Genomic DNA, 15,650 nt, shown 5'->3' with positions numbered 1-15,650 from the left:
CGTGCTGGCCGATATCTAGGCCGCGTACTAAGCGTTCATCCAGCCTTCACCCAGCGGGGTTATAGAAACGTTATGTAAGCTGGATGGGTGAATTCTTGGTCAAGTAGCGGAACTTTAACAACTCTGGAACGCCCTGTTGCGCCCAATAACGGGCTCATTTCGGGACGGAAACACGCCCTCGACGGGCTGCGGACCGTGGCGGTAGCGATGGTCTTCCTCTTCCATACGGTGACGGAACTGACCCCCGGCGGGTCCATCGGCGTCGACGTTTTCTTCACGCTCAGCGGCTTTGTGATCACTCTGCTGATCATGAAGGAGTACCAGGCCACCGGCCGGCTGCGCCTGGGTGTCTTCTACGCCAAGCGGCTCGCCCGGCTCTGGCCTGCGCTGCTGGCGGTCTGCGCCGTCGTGGTGACCGTGGCTCTGGTCTTTCCCCAGTCAGGGTGGGGCGGCCAGGGCGCTAATGCCATCCCTGCGGCGGCGTACGTGATGAACCTGGCCAACTTCGGCGCCTTCGGTTCCTCCACCGGCGGCAACGCGCTGAGCCCCACCTGGACACTGGCCGTGGAGGAGCAGTTCTACCTCGTCTGGCCGTTGCTCCTGTTAGTGATGCTGCGGTTCTGGAAGGTCCGCACGGTCGCCTGGTTGACCGCAGTCCTGGCCGCCGGGTTCCTCGTCTCGCGGTCTCTGCTCGTATTCGGCGGGGCACCGCTGGCCCGGCTGTACAACGGGCCCGACACCAGGGCCGACCAGCTGCTGCTGGGGTGCACACTGGCCCTCGTGTTTGCGTCCGTCACCCCCGGGTCCCGGGTCCAAGCCTCCCTGCAGTCCGCGGCCCGCTGGGCCGGCCCGCTCGCCGGGCTCGCCCTGGTGGCCGCGGTGTTCGCCCTCAAAGAGCCGGCCACGCCGGGAGCCTGGTTTGCTGTCTTCTGGTCCGCGGGCCCCACGGTTTTGGCACTGCTGTCCGGCGTGGTCATCGGCTCGCTCGTCCTCCGGCCGGCCGGTTTCGCCTCGAGAATCCTCAGCCACCCCTGGCTTGCCAACCCCGGCCGCGACCTCTCCTACGCCGCGTACCTCTGGCACCTGCCGGTCTACCTCCTGTTGATCCCGCTGGTTCCGTCCCTCTGGCTCCGAGTGCCGCTGGCGGCAGCCCTGACCGTACTGATGGCCTGGCTGTCATTCCGGTTCGTGGAACGGCCCCTCCGGCGCTGGGCCTCCAGGAAGCTGGAGCCCGACGTCGGCACGGTTACGGCGCGTCGACCATCCTGACGCCGTCGGTCAGGTCCTGCCAGAGCTCCGACTCGGTGGCCAGGCTGCCGGGGCAGGCCAAGGCGAGTTCCATGAGCCCGTTGCTGCTGGCGGTGGCACGGACGGCCATCCGGTAGGTGACGTCAACGTCCTTGTCGTTCTTGAAGCGGAGCCGGGCTTCCTGGAGTTCGATGTCCTGTCCGCCGTCGCGCAGGCTGACGTAGGTTGACGCGGCGTCGTCGACCACTTCCACAGGCTTACCGGCGGACGACCTCACGGCTTCGATTTCCGAGGCCATGACCAGCGCCGTGGTGGCCTCATCGCCGGTTTCCCCGGTTGGCTCCAGGACCGCCTGATAGGTGGTGAAGGTGCACTGCAGGCCGGCGTTGCGGTAACGCAGCATGCCGTCCTTGACCTCTTCCTTGGTCCAGCCCTTCGGCTCCTGGATGGCCCAGGCGGGCGGGGTGCTGAAATCCGACTCGTTGAACAGGTAGATGGCACCCGCGGCCTCTGCTCCGGAGCTGGGCGAGGCGTCGGCCGACTCCCGGGGAGGGGCCGATTCGCTCGCGCTGGGAGCAGGGGCGGGCACGGCATCCGGCCTCTTATTTCCGCCGGAGAGGCCATTGAACGCCAGGACACCCGCGACGGCGATGACAGCCACCACGCCCACTCCGCCGGCCACCCAGCCCCACACGGGCATACCCGGCTTCGGTGCGGGCTGGGTGAAGGCGGGAGCCTGACCGTACTGCTGGGGGTGGGGAGGCGGCCAGCTTTGGCCCTGCCCGTCGTCCGGCTGCTGCGGCTGGTTGTTGGGCTGCTGCGGCCATCCTGGCTGCTGGTTGTTATTCACTTGTTCCCCAATATTCGGCGCGAAAGTACAAGGACCATCATGCCTTTGCCCGGCGGAGGCCGCGATGGGGAGCGGTGCCCATGACGTCAGCCCACGTGGACCCAGGGGCGTTTGGTGACGTCCGGCACCGCCTCGCGGAGAACTTCCCTGGTGACGGGGGCGATCTCGCCTTCACCCAGGAACAGGAACTTCACGAGGTTGGTGACCGGGTTCCCTTCGGTCCAGCGGAAGTAGATATGGGGCATCAGCCCGGTGACGTCCCTGATGTGGAGCAGGACCGACGCGATGGTGTTCGGGACAACGGGCCCGTGAACTTCGAGAATCCTGTACCCGTGGCGGATCACGCCGCGGACGTGGAGTTCGGTTTCGAAGTCGGAGGAATCGTCCACCACCACCTCCAGGAACAGCGACTCCTGCCCGAGGGGGAGGTGGCTGACTTCGATGGCTGAAGCAAGTTTGTCCTGGTAGGCCTCGGGAGAGGTTCGGAGCGGCTCGTGGGCAATGATGGCGATGGGGCCTTCGAGGGTGCCGGACATGAATTCCAGGGCCTGCCGGTCCAGGTGGACGCGGGTGGCGTGCAGTTCGAAGGAGCGCCCCACCCGGGAAAGCAGGGAAATCACCACGATGCCCAGGATGAACATCCCGGCGATCCGGATCCCTTCAGGGCGTTCGAAGATGTTGGCAACGGTGGTGTAGACAAAGACCACGGCGATGGCGCCGAAGCCGACGGTGCGTTTGCGCTGGGCACGGCGGCGGGCCGAGAGGGTAACCGCGGCGGCGGCGGAGGTCATCAGCACCAGGACGCCGGTGGCGTACGCGCCGCCCTGGGCGTCGACGTCGGCCTTGAACAGGAAGGTGATGAGGAACCCGACGGCGGTGAAGACGAGCACCAGCGGGCGCACGGCTTTGGCCCATCCCGGGGCCATGCCGTAGCGGGGAAGGTACCTGGGCACCAGGTTCAGCAGCCCTGCCATGGCGGAGGCGCCCGCGAACCACAGGATGGCGATGGTGCTGATGTCGTAGATGCTGCCGAAGCCCACGCCGAGGTATTCATGGGCCAGGTAGGCCAGGGCGCGGCCGTTCGCCTGGCCGCCGGGCTGGAACTCCTGCTCCGGGATCAGGACCACCGTGATGAAGCTGGTGGTGATCAGGAATCCGCTCATGATCACCGCGGCCGTGGTGAGCATGCGCCGGGTTCCCCGGATCCGGCCCGCCGGATTCTCCGCGGTGTCGTCCCCGTCCCCCCGGACCTGGGGCATGACGGCCACCCCGGTTTCGAAGCCGGACAGCCCAAGTGCCAGCTTCGGGAAAACAATCAGCGCGATCGCCACCGCCATGAGCGGGTTCCCATGGGACGTCAGCAGGGCGGTCCACCAGCCGCCGACGGCAACCGGGTGGCCGAAGACCTGGACCAGCGTCGCGGCCACCACCACAGCGTTAAGGCCGAGGTACAGGACCACCAGAACGACGGCGACGCCGACGGCTTCCCTGAATCCGCGCAGGAACACGGCGCCCAGCAGCGCGAGCAGGAAGAGGGTGACCGGGACTTGCTCGCCCTGCAGCCAGCCCGGGGCCACGGGGTTCTGGATGAGGTGTGCCGTCGCGTCCGCCGCGGAGAGGGTCATGGTGATCATGAAGTCCGTGGCGGCGAACCCGAGCAGGACCAGGACGAAGAGCTTGCCGCGCCAGCGGGGCAGCAGGCGCTCCAGCATGGCAATCGACCCTTCACCGCTGTGGCTTTCGCCGGCGACGCGGCGGTAGACCGGCAGGGCGCCCAGCAGGGTCACGGCCACCAGCACCAGCGTTGCCAGCGGTGAGATGACCCCGGCGGCCAGTGCCGCGATGGCCGGCTGATAGCCCAGGGTGGAGAAGTAATCCACACCGGTGAGGCACATGACCTGCCACCACGGATGCTGCTGGTGGCTGTCACCGCCGACGGCGCCGGGGCCGGGATGGGTGCCTTTGCGGTCCTGGAGCCCGAACAGCAGCCAGTTCTTCAGGGCCTGGGTGCCGCGTGGCCGGGGCTCGGAAGGATCAGCAGGGGGCCTGCTCAACGTGGTCATGGTGTCTTCCCCGCGCTGCGCACTGCACCGCGTCCACTGCCGAAGCTAACACCGGCGCTGAACGGCGGATCGGGGAGAGGGTTTTTATTTGCGAATCCTTAACGCGCCAGGAGGATGTCCGGAAAGCCGTGGCCGCGAACATGTCCCGCAGCCGCGCGCAGACCCGCGGAGCCTCAGGTGGGTACCGACTCCGAGTGCTCCGCACACCGCACCGAGGCAATCAGCGGGCCGCCGCCGTCGTCCTTCTGATAGCGGGTCACGTGGTTGGTGGTCTTGCCGCACGACGGGCAGAAGGTCTTGTGCTGTTTAGTCCCCATACCCAGAGTGTAAGGGTACGGAAGTTACGTGCAGGTAAATCCTATGACGGATGACGGACCGCTAGATTTGGCGGGTGAAGAGAAACGGTGGGGGCGTCAGCGTGACCAGGCAGGAGTGGATCAGATACGGTGCGCTTCTGGTGCTGGCGGTGGTTGCCTTCGGGGTGGCCGCGCTCGCAGTGATGAATACGCGCGGTCCAGGCGACGCCGCAGGCACCGCGACGGCAACGCCGGCTGCTTCGCCCTCTGCCACAGCCACGCCCTCTGCCAGTGCGACGCCGGGGCCCACGCCGACAGCGACGCAGACTGCCGCCGCGTCGGCCCAGCCGCTGAAAATCCGGATTCCCGCCCAGCCCGTCCTGCTGATTGTGGGCGACTCGTACACTGCGGGCGACGGCGCAGACCGGGTGGACCAGGGTTGGGCATACCTGGTGGCCGGCGAGCTCGGCTTCCCTGCCAACATCGACGCCATTGGCGGGACAGGATTCGTGTGGGGCGGTGGTTCGCGGGACGACCGCGGCCAGGAATACGGTGTCCGGCTGCGGGGAATTGCCGCCACCACCCCTGCCTTCGTCCCCAACCTCCTGATTCTTCAGGGCGGGCAGAACGATGCCCTGTCCAACAACCCTGCCGCAATCCAGTCCGCCACCACAGAGACCGTCGAACTGGCCCGGACGCTCTGGCCGGGCGTCCAGGTGGTGGTCCTGGGGCCCTCCGCGCCACAGCCGCTGGCTGACTATCTCCGCGACGCGAACAACGCCGTCCGTGCAGGAGCCGCAGCCGCCAACACCCCGTTCATCGACGCCTACGGTGCCGGCTGGTTCACGGCCGCCAACAGCCAGGAGTTCTATGCCGACGGCGCCCACGTGAACACTGCAGGCCACCGCTACCTTGCCGACAGGTTCCTGGCGGCATGGAACACCCTGGTCCAATGAACCGGCCTCCGCGAAGGGCCCGTGGGTAGAATCAAAGGCCAAAGACGAACGCAAGTGCTTTCCGGAGGTACGGAGTAACAATGTCAGAATGGCTCGACGTCGGCGCGGACAACTACGTGCTGGTCACCGAAGGTTCACTGTTGAATACCGGCCTGATTGTGGGCTCGGAGCGGGCCATGGTGATCGATACCGGCTGCGGGCCGCGGCAGGGGAAAGAGATCCTCGAAGCGGTGCGGGAGAAGACGGACCTGCCGCTCGTCGTCGTCAACACCCACGCCCACTACGACCATTTCTTTGGCAACGCCGTGTTCGCGTCCGACGGCGTCACAGAGTTCTGGGGGCACGAGAACTGTGCGCGCGAGATCGAGGCGCACGGGGACCTGCAGCGCCGGTTTGTCGGAACGCTGGAGCCGGAGATGTCCACCGGCGAGGGCGAGAACGTGGAACTGGTGGTGCCCAACGCCATCGTCAAGGACCAGCCCGTGCTGGTGGATCTCGGCGGGGTGACCGCCACGCTCTTCTACCTCGGCCGCGGCCACACGGACGGCGACCTCCTGGTGGGCAGCCCCACCACACTCTTCGTGGGCGACCTCGTGGAACAGGGCGCGCACCCGTCCTTCGAGGACTCCTACCCGGAGGAATGGGCGGATTCGCTCCGGCACATCTCAGCCCTGCGCCACCGCTACGAGTTCCTGGTGCCCGGCCACGGCGAGACCTGCAGCGACCAGTTCGTCAAGACCATGGCCAACACCATGACCACCGCCGTCCGCCAGGCCCAGCAGTCCATCCGCGAAACCCCCACCGACGCCACCAAGGCCATCCCCGTGCTGCCCTATGGCCCGGAGCAGTCCCGCTGGTTCATCAAGCGGCTGCAGGAGACCCGGCCGCTGCACTAGGTTTGCTGCACCAGGGGAGAGTGACCGGATGACACCGGCAGCAGCGATCCAGGCGGAGCGGGTATCCAAAACGCTGGGCGGTCTCCGCGTCCTGGACGCTGTGTCCCTGGACGTGGGTCCGTCAGAGATCCACGCCCTGGTGGGACTGAACGGGGCCGGAAAGACGACGTTGATGCGGATCCTGCTGGGAATGCTGAAGCCGGACCACGGCTCGCCCCGCCTGGCGGGGCTTCCGGTTTCCGGCGCAGAGGCACAGTTATGGTCCCGGGTGGGGCAGATGCTCGAGACCCCGTTCGCCTATCCGGAGCTGACCGCCCGCGAGAACGTGTACTGCTCCGCGCGGCTGCACGGAATGAGTAAGGACGGCGCAGAGTCCGCCGCAGCACGGGCGTTGTCAGAGCTGGGTCTAGGGCAATATGCCGACCAGCGGGCCGGGACCCTGTCGCTGGGAAACCGGCAGCGTGTGGGCCTGGCAGCTGCCCTGGTCCACGGCCCGGACGTCCTCGTCCTGGACGAACCGACCAACGGACTGGATCCCCGCGGTGTCATCGTGCTTCGCCGGCTGCTCCAGGAGGCATGCCGGGACAGGGGCGCCGCCGTCCTGGTCTCCAGCCATCACCTTGACGAGGTCTCGCGGATGGCGGACAGGATCAGTGTGCTCCACCGGGGACGGGTCATCGGCACGCTGCAGCCGGGGGCTGTGGACCTTGAGCGTAGTTTCTTTGACCTGGTACTGCAGTCCGACCTGAACGACCACGGGCTGGAGCCATGATGGGCGCTTCCGGACAGGCCATCGAATTCGAGGCCCTGAAATTCCGGCGAGCGCCGGTGGTGCGGACGGTCTCTGCCCTGCTCGGTGTTGCCCTGCCGGTTCTTGCTGCGGCTTTCATGGTTGCCGCCACCGCCGACGGGTCCAGCCAGATCGGGCTCAAAGCCGCGGCCATGCTGACGGGTACCGGCTGGACCGGATACCTGGCGATGGTGGGGATGCTGGAATCCGTCGGGGGGCTGATGGGGGTTGGCTTCGTGGTGTGCTGGTGCTTTGGGCGTGAGTTCACCGAAAAGACCCAGGCCTGCCTGTTCGCCCTGCCTGTCAGCCGGCGGCGGCTTGCGTACGCGAAGTTTACGGTGATCATGCTCTGGGCCCTGCTGCTGTGCCTGGTCAGCGTAGCGGTCGCCTTTCTTGCCGGAGCCCTTATCGGTCTGGGCATACCCGGGCCTGAGGATCTGTTGGTCGCGGGCAAGGCGTTGGCCGCGGGCGTCCTGGCGGCCCTGCTGGCCTGTCCCCTCGCGGTGGTGGCCAGCATGGCCCGCGGCTATCTTCCCGGCGTCGGCGCACTGGTGCTCCTGGTGGTCATCACCCAGGTGGTGACCGCGTTCGGTGCCGGGGCGTGGTTTCCCTATGCGGCCCCCGGGTTATGGATGGGCATGGGCGGCGCGGCGGCGGCCGAAACGGTCACCCCGCTGCAGCTCTTCCTCTGCGCCCCGGTCTCCGCGCTGGGCATCATCATTACCGGCCAATGGTGGAAGGGCATGCAAATCAGCTCCGGGTGAGAAAGGGCAACAACGACAAAGCAGCCCCGGCCGTCTGGCCGGAGCTGCTTCTGGTGATGCCGAGGTATCAGTTATTCACGATACGGACAGGGCCCGTAGCGGTGTCGCAGATGGTTGCATCGTTGCCTGACGCGTCCACTGCCTCGCCCAGAACGGCGATTGATCCGATGTCGGCAACATCGCAGAGCGTGGCGGCGACGGCCGCTGCAACGTTGACATCAACAGCGTCCTTGACGATGACATCGCCAACGGTGACATTGACCAGGCCGTCATTGAGGGTGTTGTTGCCCACGGCCTGTGATGGTGCTGCGACGGCGCCAAGCAGGAAAAGAGTTCCGGCGGCTGCTGCGGTGGCTTTTTTGGTAAATGACATAGTTTTGCTCCCTTTGTATGGGCCCCGGTGCGGGGTCCTCGATTGGTTGCTTCTTGTGCGGCCGTGGAATACGGCGGTGAAATCGGGCTAGCTCGCGGTTGCGGCAGTTGGTGGGCATTGGCCCCAGATTCTTCCAACCACTATCGAGTTACATTATTCGCTGAGCGCCGTTCACTCAGAAAACACTAATGCTAAGTATGCTTACGGTCAAATCGGGCAGCTACCTCGGTGCCAGCGAGAGGGCCTCGGTGTCCGCCCCGGGGAGGGTGATTGCTGCCGTGGTTCCCTCACCCATGCTGCTGAAAAGGGTGATGTTTCCCCTGTGGTTTTCGACGATGGACCGGGTGATGGCCAGCCCCAGGCCGGCGCCAGGAATCGTGGACGAGTGTGAGCTGGCGGCCCGGAAGAAGCGGGTGAACGCCTGTGCCAGTTCCTCCTCAGTCATTCCGACCCCGGTGTCGCTGACTTCGCATCTGAGCTGGTTTCCGGCTGTGCTGACCCGTACGGTGACGGTGCCGCCGTCGGGGGTGTATTTGATGGCGTTCGAGATCAGGTTGTCCAGGGCTTGGCCGAGCCGGTCCGGGTCAAACCGTCCGGTGGCTGGACTGTCTGTTTCCAGCGATAGGAAGACGCCGCCGGCCTTGGCCTTGGGCTTGGCGGCTTCCACACTTTGGGCGGCGACTTCGGCAAGATCGGCCGGACGGGGGTCGACTGTCAGGGCGCCGGCGGCGACGGTGAGCAGGTCCCCGACCAGGTTCAGCAGCCGTTCGGCGTTGCGTTTGGCCACGGTCAGGTAGTGGTCCATTTCCGCGTCCAGGGGGCCTTCGTCCAGCGCCAGGGCAAGGTAGCCCAGAATCGACGTCAGCGGGGTGCGCAGTTCATGGGAGACACTGGCGACGAACTGGTCCTTCGCGGACAGCGCTTCGACCAGCGCTGTGACGTCGGTGAAGGCAAGAACCGCGCCCGAGTGCGGCCCGTCGGAGTCTTTGATGAGCCTGCAGGTCGCTGAGTAGGCCCGTTGCCCTGTTCCGGTTCCGATCCAGATCAGTTCGTCGGTGAAGGCCTCGCCTCTGGCTGCCCGGGTCCGGGGGTGCAGGTCGGGCGGCAGGGGATGCTCCCGGTCGGTGCCGTAGACGGGAATGCGGTACTGGTCGGCAGCCGGTAAGTCACTGAGGGGGTTGACGAGTTGGCTGCTCAAGCGGTGGTTCACGAGTATGGTCCGGCCCTGGGCGTCGAGGGCGCAGACGCCGACGCTGACGGTGTCCATGACTGTGCCCAGCAGCTGCTCGCGGTGTTCACTTGCAGTCAGGAGCTTCCGGACCTCAGTGTCCTGGTCTTCAAGCAGCCGCCGCTGACGGGAGATCGCGTTCGCGACCGCGTGGGTTGTGAGTGCGATGGCGCCAAGAATCACCGGCAGGAGCGCAATCCTGATGAAGGAGGCGCTGGTGAAGCCGGTGCCGAGGATCACCGGGGGGAGAACGGCGCTGAGGATGGTCGCGAGTACGGCGAGGACTACTCCGCTCGGATGCTTGCCGACAGAGAGCCAGACGACCGGAAAAACGAGCAGGAAGCCCAGTACGGCGAGGTATTGGTCACCTGCCTCCCGTGACAGGCCGATGGCCAGGCAGTCCAGCACGGGGATGATAAGTACGGCTGGCCTGGGTAACCGCTCCCACGGAACGAGCGCGCAGGCAGCGAGCAGGACCAGATGGACTGCCAGGCTGTACAGGAATGGACCGGACCACTCGAGCGCCGGATGCAGAAACGTTGTAAGCAACGTAACGAGCAGCATCGTCATGGACAGCGGAAGCTGGAACATCACGGTCCGCCCGCGATGGCCCAGCGTGCGGAAGTACCTCTCGACCGCTTCAAAAAACAAGATGTCCCCCATCCATGCCTGAATTCTGGCCTTAATTACGAAGCCTACTGCCAGTCCCGGGTCTGGTCTGGGAATCCGGGCGTCGTCCGGACCTGGAACAGGTCCTAACGCACCGGTTCGGTTCCCGGAAGACCCGAAGCGGCCAGCCGGCGTCCCACCAGCACCGCCGCCAGTGCCAGCGCACAGCACACGGCCATGGACACCGCCATCGGGACCGCGCTGTGCTCCCCGGCCACGCCGGTGAGCGGGGACACGAGCCCGCCCACGAGGAACTGGAGCAGGCCCAGCACGGCGGACCCGGCGCCGGCCCGCCCGGGGACGCGCCCCTGGGCGAGTGCGGTGGTGTTGCCCATGACGAAGCTGACGCACAACTGCGTGAGGAACAGGTGCACCAGCGTGGTCCAGCCGGTGATCCCGGCCAGGATCAGGCCCAGGCCCGCCACGTTGACGATGGTCATGACCACCACCGCGGTCCGCAGGATCATCGCGGGTTCCACCCGGTCCACCAGCCGGGTGTTGGCCAGCGCGCCCACGATCATCGCGCCCGCGTTGACGGCGAAGATCACCGAGAAACCCAGTGCCGAGTAGCCAAGCACGTTCTGCACCACAAAGGACGATGCGGAAATGTAGGAGAACAGCGCCCCGAAGGTGAAGGCGAAGGTCAGCGCATAGGCCATGAACGACGGCGTGCGCAGTACAGACCAGGACGCGCCCACCACCGCCCCGACCCCGCCGCGGTGGCGCTTGTGCGGCGGCAGGGTTTCCGGGACCACAAACACTGAGCTTGCCAGCATCAGGGCTCCGAAGCCGGTCAACGCCCAGAACACTGCCTGCCACGGCGCCACGGTGGCGATCACGCCGCCGAGGAGCGGTGCCACCACCGGTGCGAGGGAGGTGATGGTGGCCAGCATCGAGTAGAGCTTGGCGGCCTGCCGGCCGGTGGCCATGTCCGAGACGGCAGCCCGCGCGATCACCACCCCCGCCGCGCCTGCCGCACCCTGGAGCGCGCGTAAAGCCAGGACCACCTCGATGCTGGGAGCGAGGGCAATGGCCACCGAGCTGAGCAGGAACAATACGTTCCCGGCGACCATCAGCCGGTGGCGGCCCAGGACGTCGGAGATCGGCCCCAGCAGGAACTGGCCCATGGCCATGCCCACCATGTAGGCGGTCAGGGTGAGCTGGACCGCGGAGGTGGACGTCCGGAAGTACTCCACCATGTGCGGCATGGACGCCAGGTACATGTCCGTTGCCATGGGGCTGACAGCACTGAGGATCCCGAGCGCCGCCACCAGGAACATCCGGTCCTTGCGCCCCGTGAGGTTCAGGCGGGACCGGAAGCGGTCCTCGTGGTGGGGAGAGTCCATGGAGATCCTTCGGCATGGTTGGGGTTGCCTGCCGATTCTAATAGTCCGGTAAGAGCGGGCAGGCTATGTGTCGCCGGTGGCGTTGGCCCACGGATTGCCTCTTGACGGCCGCCAATTTCAAGTTAACGTTGTTAATATGAAAATGGTCGGGGAGACCAGACGGCCTTACCGGATGGGCGCCCGTTCCGAGTCCGCCGCCGCAACCGGCGAGGCCATTCTGGATGCCGTCACCGAAATCTTCTGGGAACAGCCGTCGGACCAGATCCGGCTTGAGGAAGTGGCGGCGAGGTCCGGAGTCACCGTCCAGACCGTCATCCGCCGGTTCGGAAACAAGGAGAAGCTCTTCGCCGCCGCGGCCGGACGCCAGTCGGAAAAGGTCCGGGAAGCCAGGGCACACGTGACCCCCGGTGACGTCGCCGGGGCCGTTGCCAACCTGATGGACCACTACGAGCTCATGGGCAGCCGCGTCCTGCGGATGCTTGCCGAGGAAGAGCGACTGCCCGCCATCAAGGGTCTGGCTGACGAGGGACGGCTCTTCCACCGTCAATGGTGCGAGCAGGCGTTCGCGCCGTTCCTGCCCGGCCGGCGTGGCTCCGTCCGTACCCGGCGGACCGCCCAGCTGGTGACCATCTGCGATGTCTACACCTGGAAGCTGCTGCGCCTCGACAGCGGGCTCAGCCGCAGCCAGACCGAGCAGGCCCTCCTGGAGATGCTTGCTCCCTTCACAATGAATGCTCCTTCATAAAGGACGTGACCTGATGTCCACCATCCTCGCCTACACCTCGCCCGCCATCGGGCATCTCTTCCCCATGACCCCGGTGCTCCTGGAACTGCAGAACCGCGGCCATCAAGTGCACGTCCGCACCCTCGCCAGCAAGGTGGGGCTGATGCGGGACCTCGGATTCACGGCCGTTGCCCTGGATCCCCGCGTCGAGGCCATTTCCCATGACGACTACCTGGTCCGGGGCCCCAGACGCGGCCTGGCAGCCGCGGCCCAGACCTTCGCCGCCCGCGGCCGGTTCGACGCTCCCGCGTTCCAGGCAGCAGTGGATGACGTCCGGCCGGATGCTGCACTTGTGGACATCAACGCCTGGGGCGCCTGCTTCGCTGCCGAAGCGTGGGGCGGCCCGTGGGCGTCCTTCTCGCCGTACATCCCGGTGCTTCATTCGCCCGGTACGCCGCCGTTCGGTCCCGGTGTGCCTCCGCTGGGCGGTGTGGCCGGCCAGGTCCGGGACGCGGTGCTCCGCAGGCTGGTGCTGGGCGCTGTGGAGGGGGCACTGACGCCGGGTATCAACGCGTTGCGGGCAGACGTGGGGCTACCGCCAGTTGTATCCGCCGAGGAATTCCTGCGCAAGGCGCCGCTGATGCTGGTGACCACCGCCAAACCCCTCGAATACGCCACCACGGACTGGGGGCCCGACGTCGTCATGATCGGTGCCTCGGCGTGGGACCCGCCGCAGGAAACGCCCGACTGGCTCGATGCCATCCAGCAGCCGATCATCCTGGTCACCACCTCCTCGGAGTTCCAGGACGACGGGGTGCTGGTCCGCACGGCGCTGGAGGCCTTCCGCGGTGAACCCGTGCACGTGGTGGCCACAATGCCTGCGGGCATCCCTGCCGGCCTGGACATTCCGGCCAATGCCACGGTGAAGGCCTTTGTTCCGCACAACGCCGTGCTGGACCGCGCGGCCGTGGCCGTCACCCACGGCGGCATGGGGGCGACCCAGAAGGCGCTCGCCCACGGGGTTCCGGTGTGCGTGGTCCCGTTCGGCCGTGACCAGCTGGAGGTGGCCCGCCGGGTGCAGGTGAGCGGCTCGGGCACCCGTCTGCCGCGCAGGAGGCTCTCTCCGGCGCGGCTCCGCAAATCGGTTGCGGCGGCGATGGCACTGCGGGCGGGAGCCGAACGGGTGGCTGAAGGCTTCAGGGCGGCCGGCGGGGCTGTGGCCGCTGCCGACGCCATCGAGTCGCGCCTGATCTCCACACCGGAACGTCCGGTGCAGAACCGCGGAAACCGGGAATTGGACAAGGGACACGGCCCTGAGTGATTTGTCACAGGTGTGACCTGCGGCTAGCGTTGCTGGTGATCACATGGGGGATCACTGCTACCAACGGAGGCCGCTTTGGCTCTCATTGACTATGCCCTGGCGCTCTGTGCGCTGCTCGGCACCTTGCTCATTCCGTTCGCTGCCATGTACCAGGTCCTGCGGCTGAAACGGCGGGCAGTGCGGGTGCCCGCTACGAGGAGTAACCGAAGCTGACATGCCGTACGTCGACATCAACCCCCACAAGGGCCGTCCCAAGTGGCAGGCCTACGCCGTGCTCGCAATCCTTTTGGTCCTCACCGCCGGCGTTGTGGTGGCCGCCCTTACCCGGATCTGACCCCGCGGTTCCGCCCAGCACCTAGACTTGCAGTTCAGTAAGTGCCGCAGAACAGTTGCCGACGTCCGGGGGGACAGACATGCCAGATCCGGCGGATAAGAACGCACGCGCCATTGCAGACCATGCAGGGCAGCCGCCCGCGACCCGCCGACGCCGCGACCTGCGCCGCGCCGACGGGCCGCTGCCGGATGCCCGGACAGGAACCATGCCAGCAGTAACTCCCGACCTTTCCGAGACGCCAGCGCCCGACGCCGGCACACCGGTTCCGCGCCGCAGCTCCTGGGCGGAGGCCGCTGCCGCCGCCGACCAGGCCAGCACCCCGGCTTTCCTTCCCGCCCCCACCCGCCGCCCGGCGAGGCCACCGGTCACGCCACAGCCGCTGGGCGGCATCGGTGCACAGCTCCCGACGGCGGAGGCGCCGGACGCACACCAGCCAGCCGAGGCCGTGCCCGCCACCTCCACAACGGTGGACGACGGCGTGGACGCCGCGCCGCCGTCGTCGTCCGTTCCTGACGAAGCGCCGGCCTTCCGGCGGGCCCGGCCGACCGCTGCGGACGTTATTGCGGACACCCCCATGCCTGACTTCATCAGCTCGCCGGGACTGTTTGTCCGGGAGCAGAAGCCCCGGCCGGTGGGCGGCGTCCGCGGCGCGGTCTACAACATGACCGGCGGGGCCTGGAACATGGGGCCCAGCGCCAAACAGCGTGACGAGGACGAACTCGGCCGGCGCATCGCCCGCCAGCTGCAGGGCAGCTACAACACCGCGGTGCTGAGCCTCAAGGGCGGCATCGGCAAGACCTCCACCACGGTGGGCGTGGGCCTGACCCTGGCCGAATTCCGCGGCGACGCGCCCTGCGCCATCGACGCGAACCCGGACTCCGGCGACCTCGTGGAACGCGCCCTGGGCGAGGGGATCTACCAGCAGTCCAGCCCGCGCACCATCACGGATCTGCTCAACAACATCGAATCCATCGACTCCCTCACGGCCCTGGCCCGGTACATGCACCACGCCGGCCGGCTGCACCTGATCGCGGGGGAGCAGGACCCGGAGGTCTCGGACTCGCTCACCGCGGCCGAGTACCTGCGGATCCGGAAGCTGATCTCCAACTACTACTCCGTGGCCCTGACCGACTGCGGCACCGGCGTGACGCACAACGCCATGAGCGGGATCCTCCAGTCAGCGGACAACCTGGTGATCGCCGCCGGGTACGCCGTTTCAGGTGCCAAGCGTGCCCGCAGCACCCTGCACTGGCTGGCCAGCCACGGGTACGAGGACCTGGCCCGGAACGCGATTGTGGTCATCACGGACAAGGACGAGGTTTCCTCCCGCGTGGACAAGGACGCCATCGAGGAACACCTCGCCGGGATCTGCCGCCAGCTCATCGCCGTCCCGCACGACCGTGGCGTTGCCGACGGCGACCTGGTCACCCTGGACGTTCTGCGGCCGGAGACGCGGCGGGCCTACAAGGAGATCGCGGCGGCGATTGTGGACGGGTACCGCTAAAGGGACTGCATGCCCATGTGGTCAGAGGGCCTGACCGCGCCCCGGGCGCTGTCATAAGCGGCGTGGGCGCTGTCATAAGCGGCGTGCGCGCTGCTCACGTCGCCGTGGACAACAGCCTCGGTGTGCTCAGCGCACTGGACCTCGGCAGTCAGTGAGCCGCCGGCGTCGTCCTTCCGGTAGTGCGTCACTTGGTTGGTGTTCCTGCCACAGGTGACGCAGTAGGTCAGGTGCTGTTTTGTCCACATGGATGAATAATACGCACGTTCGGGTTTCGCGGAAGTAACTGTG

At 66.9% G+C, this 15,650-nt stretch carries 16 protein-coding genes; 9 read left to right on the top strand and 7 right to left on the bottom strand.

Going from position 1 to position 15,650, the window contains the following annotated elements; translation table 11 throughout:
• The first annotated feature begins 87 nt into the window (after nucleotides 1-87).
• On the top strand, nucleotides 88-1,269 hold the full coding sequence (locus tag ABIA70_RS04655) for an acyltransferase family protein (protein ID WP_354146390.1): 1,182 nt from the start codon (nucleotides 88-90) through the stop codon (nucleotides 1,267-1,269).
• Here ABIA70_RS04655 and ABIA70_RS04650 read toward each other — a convergent pair.
• The 3 genes from ABIA70_RS04650 to ABIA70_RS04640 form a co-directional block, all read right to left on the bottom strand.
• Nucleotides 1,247-2,098: a hypothetical protein gene (locus ABIA70_RS04650; RefSeq protein ID WP_354146389.1), complete on the bottom strand. Its 852-nt coding sequence runs from the start codon at nucleotides 2,096-2,098 to the stop codon at nucleotides 1,247-1,249. The two genes, ABIA70_RS04655 and ABIA70_RS04650, sit on opposite strands and share 23 nt — an antisense overlap.
• A gap of 86 nt (nucleotides 2,099-2,184) precedes the next feature.
• Nucleotides 2,185-4,161 carry an APC family permease gene (locus ABIA70_RS04645; RefSeq protein WP_354146388.1) on the bottom strand — a complete coding sequence of 659 codons (1,977 nt, stop codon included), beginning with the start codon at nucleotides 4,159-4,161 and terminating at the stop codon, nucleotides 2,185-2,187.
• Between the two features lie 173 nt (nucleotides 4,162-4,334).
• Nucleotides 4,335-4,478 carry a hypothetical protein gene (locus ABIA70_RS04640; RefSeq protein WP_354146387.1) on the bottom strand — a complete coding sequence of 48 codons (144 nt, stop codon included), beginning with the start codon at nucleotides 4,476-4,478 and terminating at the stop codon, nucleotides 4,335-4,337.
• Between the two features lie 74 nt (nucleotides 4,479-4,552).
• Here ABIA70_RS04640 and ABIA70_RS04635 point away from each other — a divergent pair, with 74 nt between their 5' ends.
• The 4 genes from ABIA70_RS04635 (at nucleotide 4,553) to ABIA70_RS04620 (ending at nucleotide 7,863) form a co-directional block, all read left to right on the top strand.
• Entirely contained in the window at nucleotides 4,553-5,413 is an 861-nt protein-coding gene (locus tag ABIA70_RS04635) for an SGNH/GDSL hydrolase family protein (RefSeq protein WP_354146386.1), read from the top strand.
• A gap of 80 nt (nucleotides 5,414-5,493) precedes the next feature.
• Complete coding sequence (locus ABIA70_RS04630) at nucleotides 5,494-6,309, top strand: MBL fold metallo-hydrolase (RefSeq protein WP_354146385.1); 816 nt, start codon at nucleotides 5,494-5,496, stop codon at nucleotides 6,307-6,309.
• A 28-nt stretch (nucleotides 6,310-6,337) separates the two neighbouring features.
• Complete coding sequence (locus ABIA70_RS04625; protein ID WP_354146384.1) at nucleotides 6,338-7,081, top strand: ABC transporter ATP-binding protein; 744 nt, start codon at nucleotides 6,338-6,340, stop codon at nucleotides 7,079-7,081.
• Nucleotides 7,081-7,863, top strand: a complete 783-nt coding sequence (locus ABIA70_RS04620; RefSeq protein WP_354146383.1) for an ABC transporter permease — start codon at nucleotides 7,081-7,083, stop codon at nucleotides 7,861-7,863. The genes ABIA70_RS04625 and ABIA70_RS04620 overlap by 1 nt, the downstream gene beginning before the upstream one ends.
• A 67-nt stretch (nucleotides 7,864-7,930) precedes the next feature.
• On the opposite strand, the gene ABIA70_RS04615 is transcribed toward ABIA70_RS04620, so the two are convergent.
• From ABIA70_RS04615 to ABIA70_RS04605, 3 genes are all read right to left on the bottom strand, one after another.
• Entirely contained in the window at nucleotides 7,931-8,236 is a 306-nt protein-coding gene (locus ABIA70_RS04615) for a hypothetical protein (RefSeq protein WP_354146382.1), read from the bottom strand.
• A 220-nt stretch (nucleotides 8,237-8,456) separates the two neighbouring features.
• Complete coding sequence (locus ABIA70_RS04610) at nucleotides 8,457-10,127, bottom strand: sensor histidine kinase (protein ID WP_354146381.1); 1,671 nt, start codon at nucleotides 10,125-10,127, stop codon at nucleotides 8,457-8,459.
• A gap of 92 nt (nucleotides 10,128-10,219) precedes the next feature.
• Entirely contained in the window at nucleotides 10,220-11,479 is a 1,260-nt protein-coding gene (locus ABIA70_RS04605) for a multidrug effflux MFS transporter (protein WP_354146380.1), read from the bottom strand.
• A gap of 136 nt (nucleotides 11,480-11,615) precedes the next feature.
• On the opposite strand from ABIA70_RS04605, the gene ABIA70_RS04600 reads away from it, so the two are divergent.
• The 4 genes from ABIA70_RS04600 (at nucleotide 11,616) to ABIA70_RS04585 (ending at nucleotide 15,362) form a co-directional block, all read left to right on the top strand.
• Nucleotides 11,616-12,224 (top strand): TetR/AcrR family transcriptional regulator, encoded by a 609-nt coding sequence (locus ABIA70_RS04600; protein WP_354146379.1) that lies wholly within the window; start codon nucleotides 11,616-11,618, stop codon nucleotides 12,222-12,224.
• Between the two features lie 13 nt (nucleotides 12,225-12,237).
• Nucleotides 12,238-13,524, top strand: coding sequence for a glycosyltransferase (locus ABIA70_RS04595; RefSeq protein WP_354146378.1), 1,287 nt, complete (start codon nucleotides 12,238-12,240; stop codon nucleotides 13,522-13,524).
• Between the two features lie 75 nt (nucleotides 13,525-13,599).
• A complete protein-coding gene (locus ABIA70_RS04590) occupies nucleotides 13,600-13,737 on the top strand; it encodes a hypothetical protein (protein ID WP_354146377.1) in 138 nt (45 codons plus the stop codon).
• Nucleotides 13,738-13,937: 200 nt separating this feature from the next.
• Nucleotides 13,938-15,362, top strand: a complete 1,425-nt coding sequence (locus tag ABIA70_RS04585) for a MinD/ParA family protein (protein ID WP_354146376.1) — start codon at nucleotides 13,938-13,940, stop codon at nucleotides 15,360-15,362.
• On the opposite strand, the gene ABIA70_RS04580 is transcribed toward ABIA70_RS04585, so the two are convergent.
• The gene (locus ABIA70_RS04580; protein ID WP_354146375.1) at nucleotides 15,359-15,607 is read right to left on the bottom strand and encodes a hypothetical protein; all 249 of its coding nucleotides are present in this window, start codon (nucleotides 15,605-15,607) and stop codon (nucleotides 15,359-15,361) included. The genes ABIA70_RS04585 and ABIA70_RS04580 overlap by 4 nt on opposite strands.
• Between the last annotated feature and the right edge of the window lie 43 nt (nucleotides 15,608-15,650).

The organism is Arthrobacter sp. 754 (genome assembly GCF_040548695.1).
Lineage (GTDB): Bacteria > Actinomycetota > Actinomycetes > Actinomycetales > Micrococcaceae > Arthrobacter.
The sequence above is the reverse complement of the archived record's forward strand: the minus strand, read 5'-3'. Positions and strand labels throughout refer to the sequence as shown.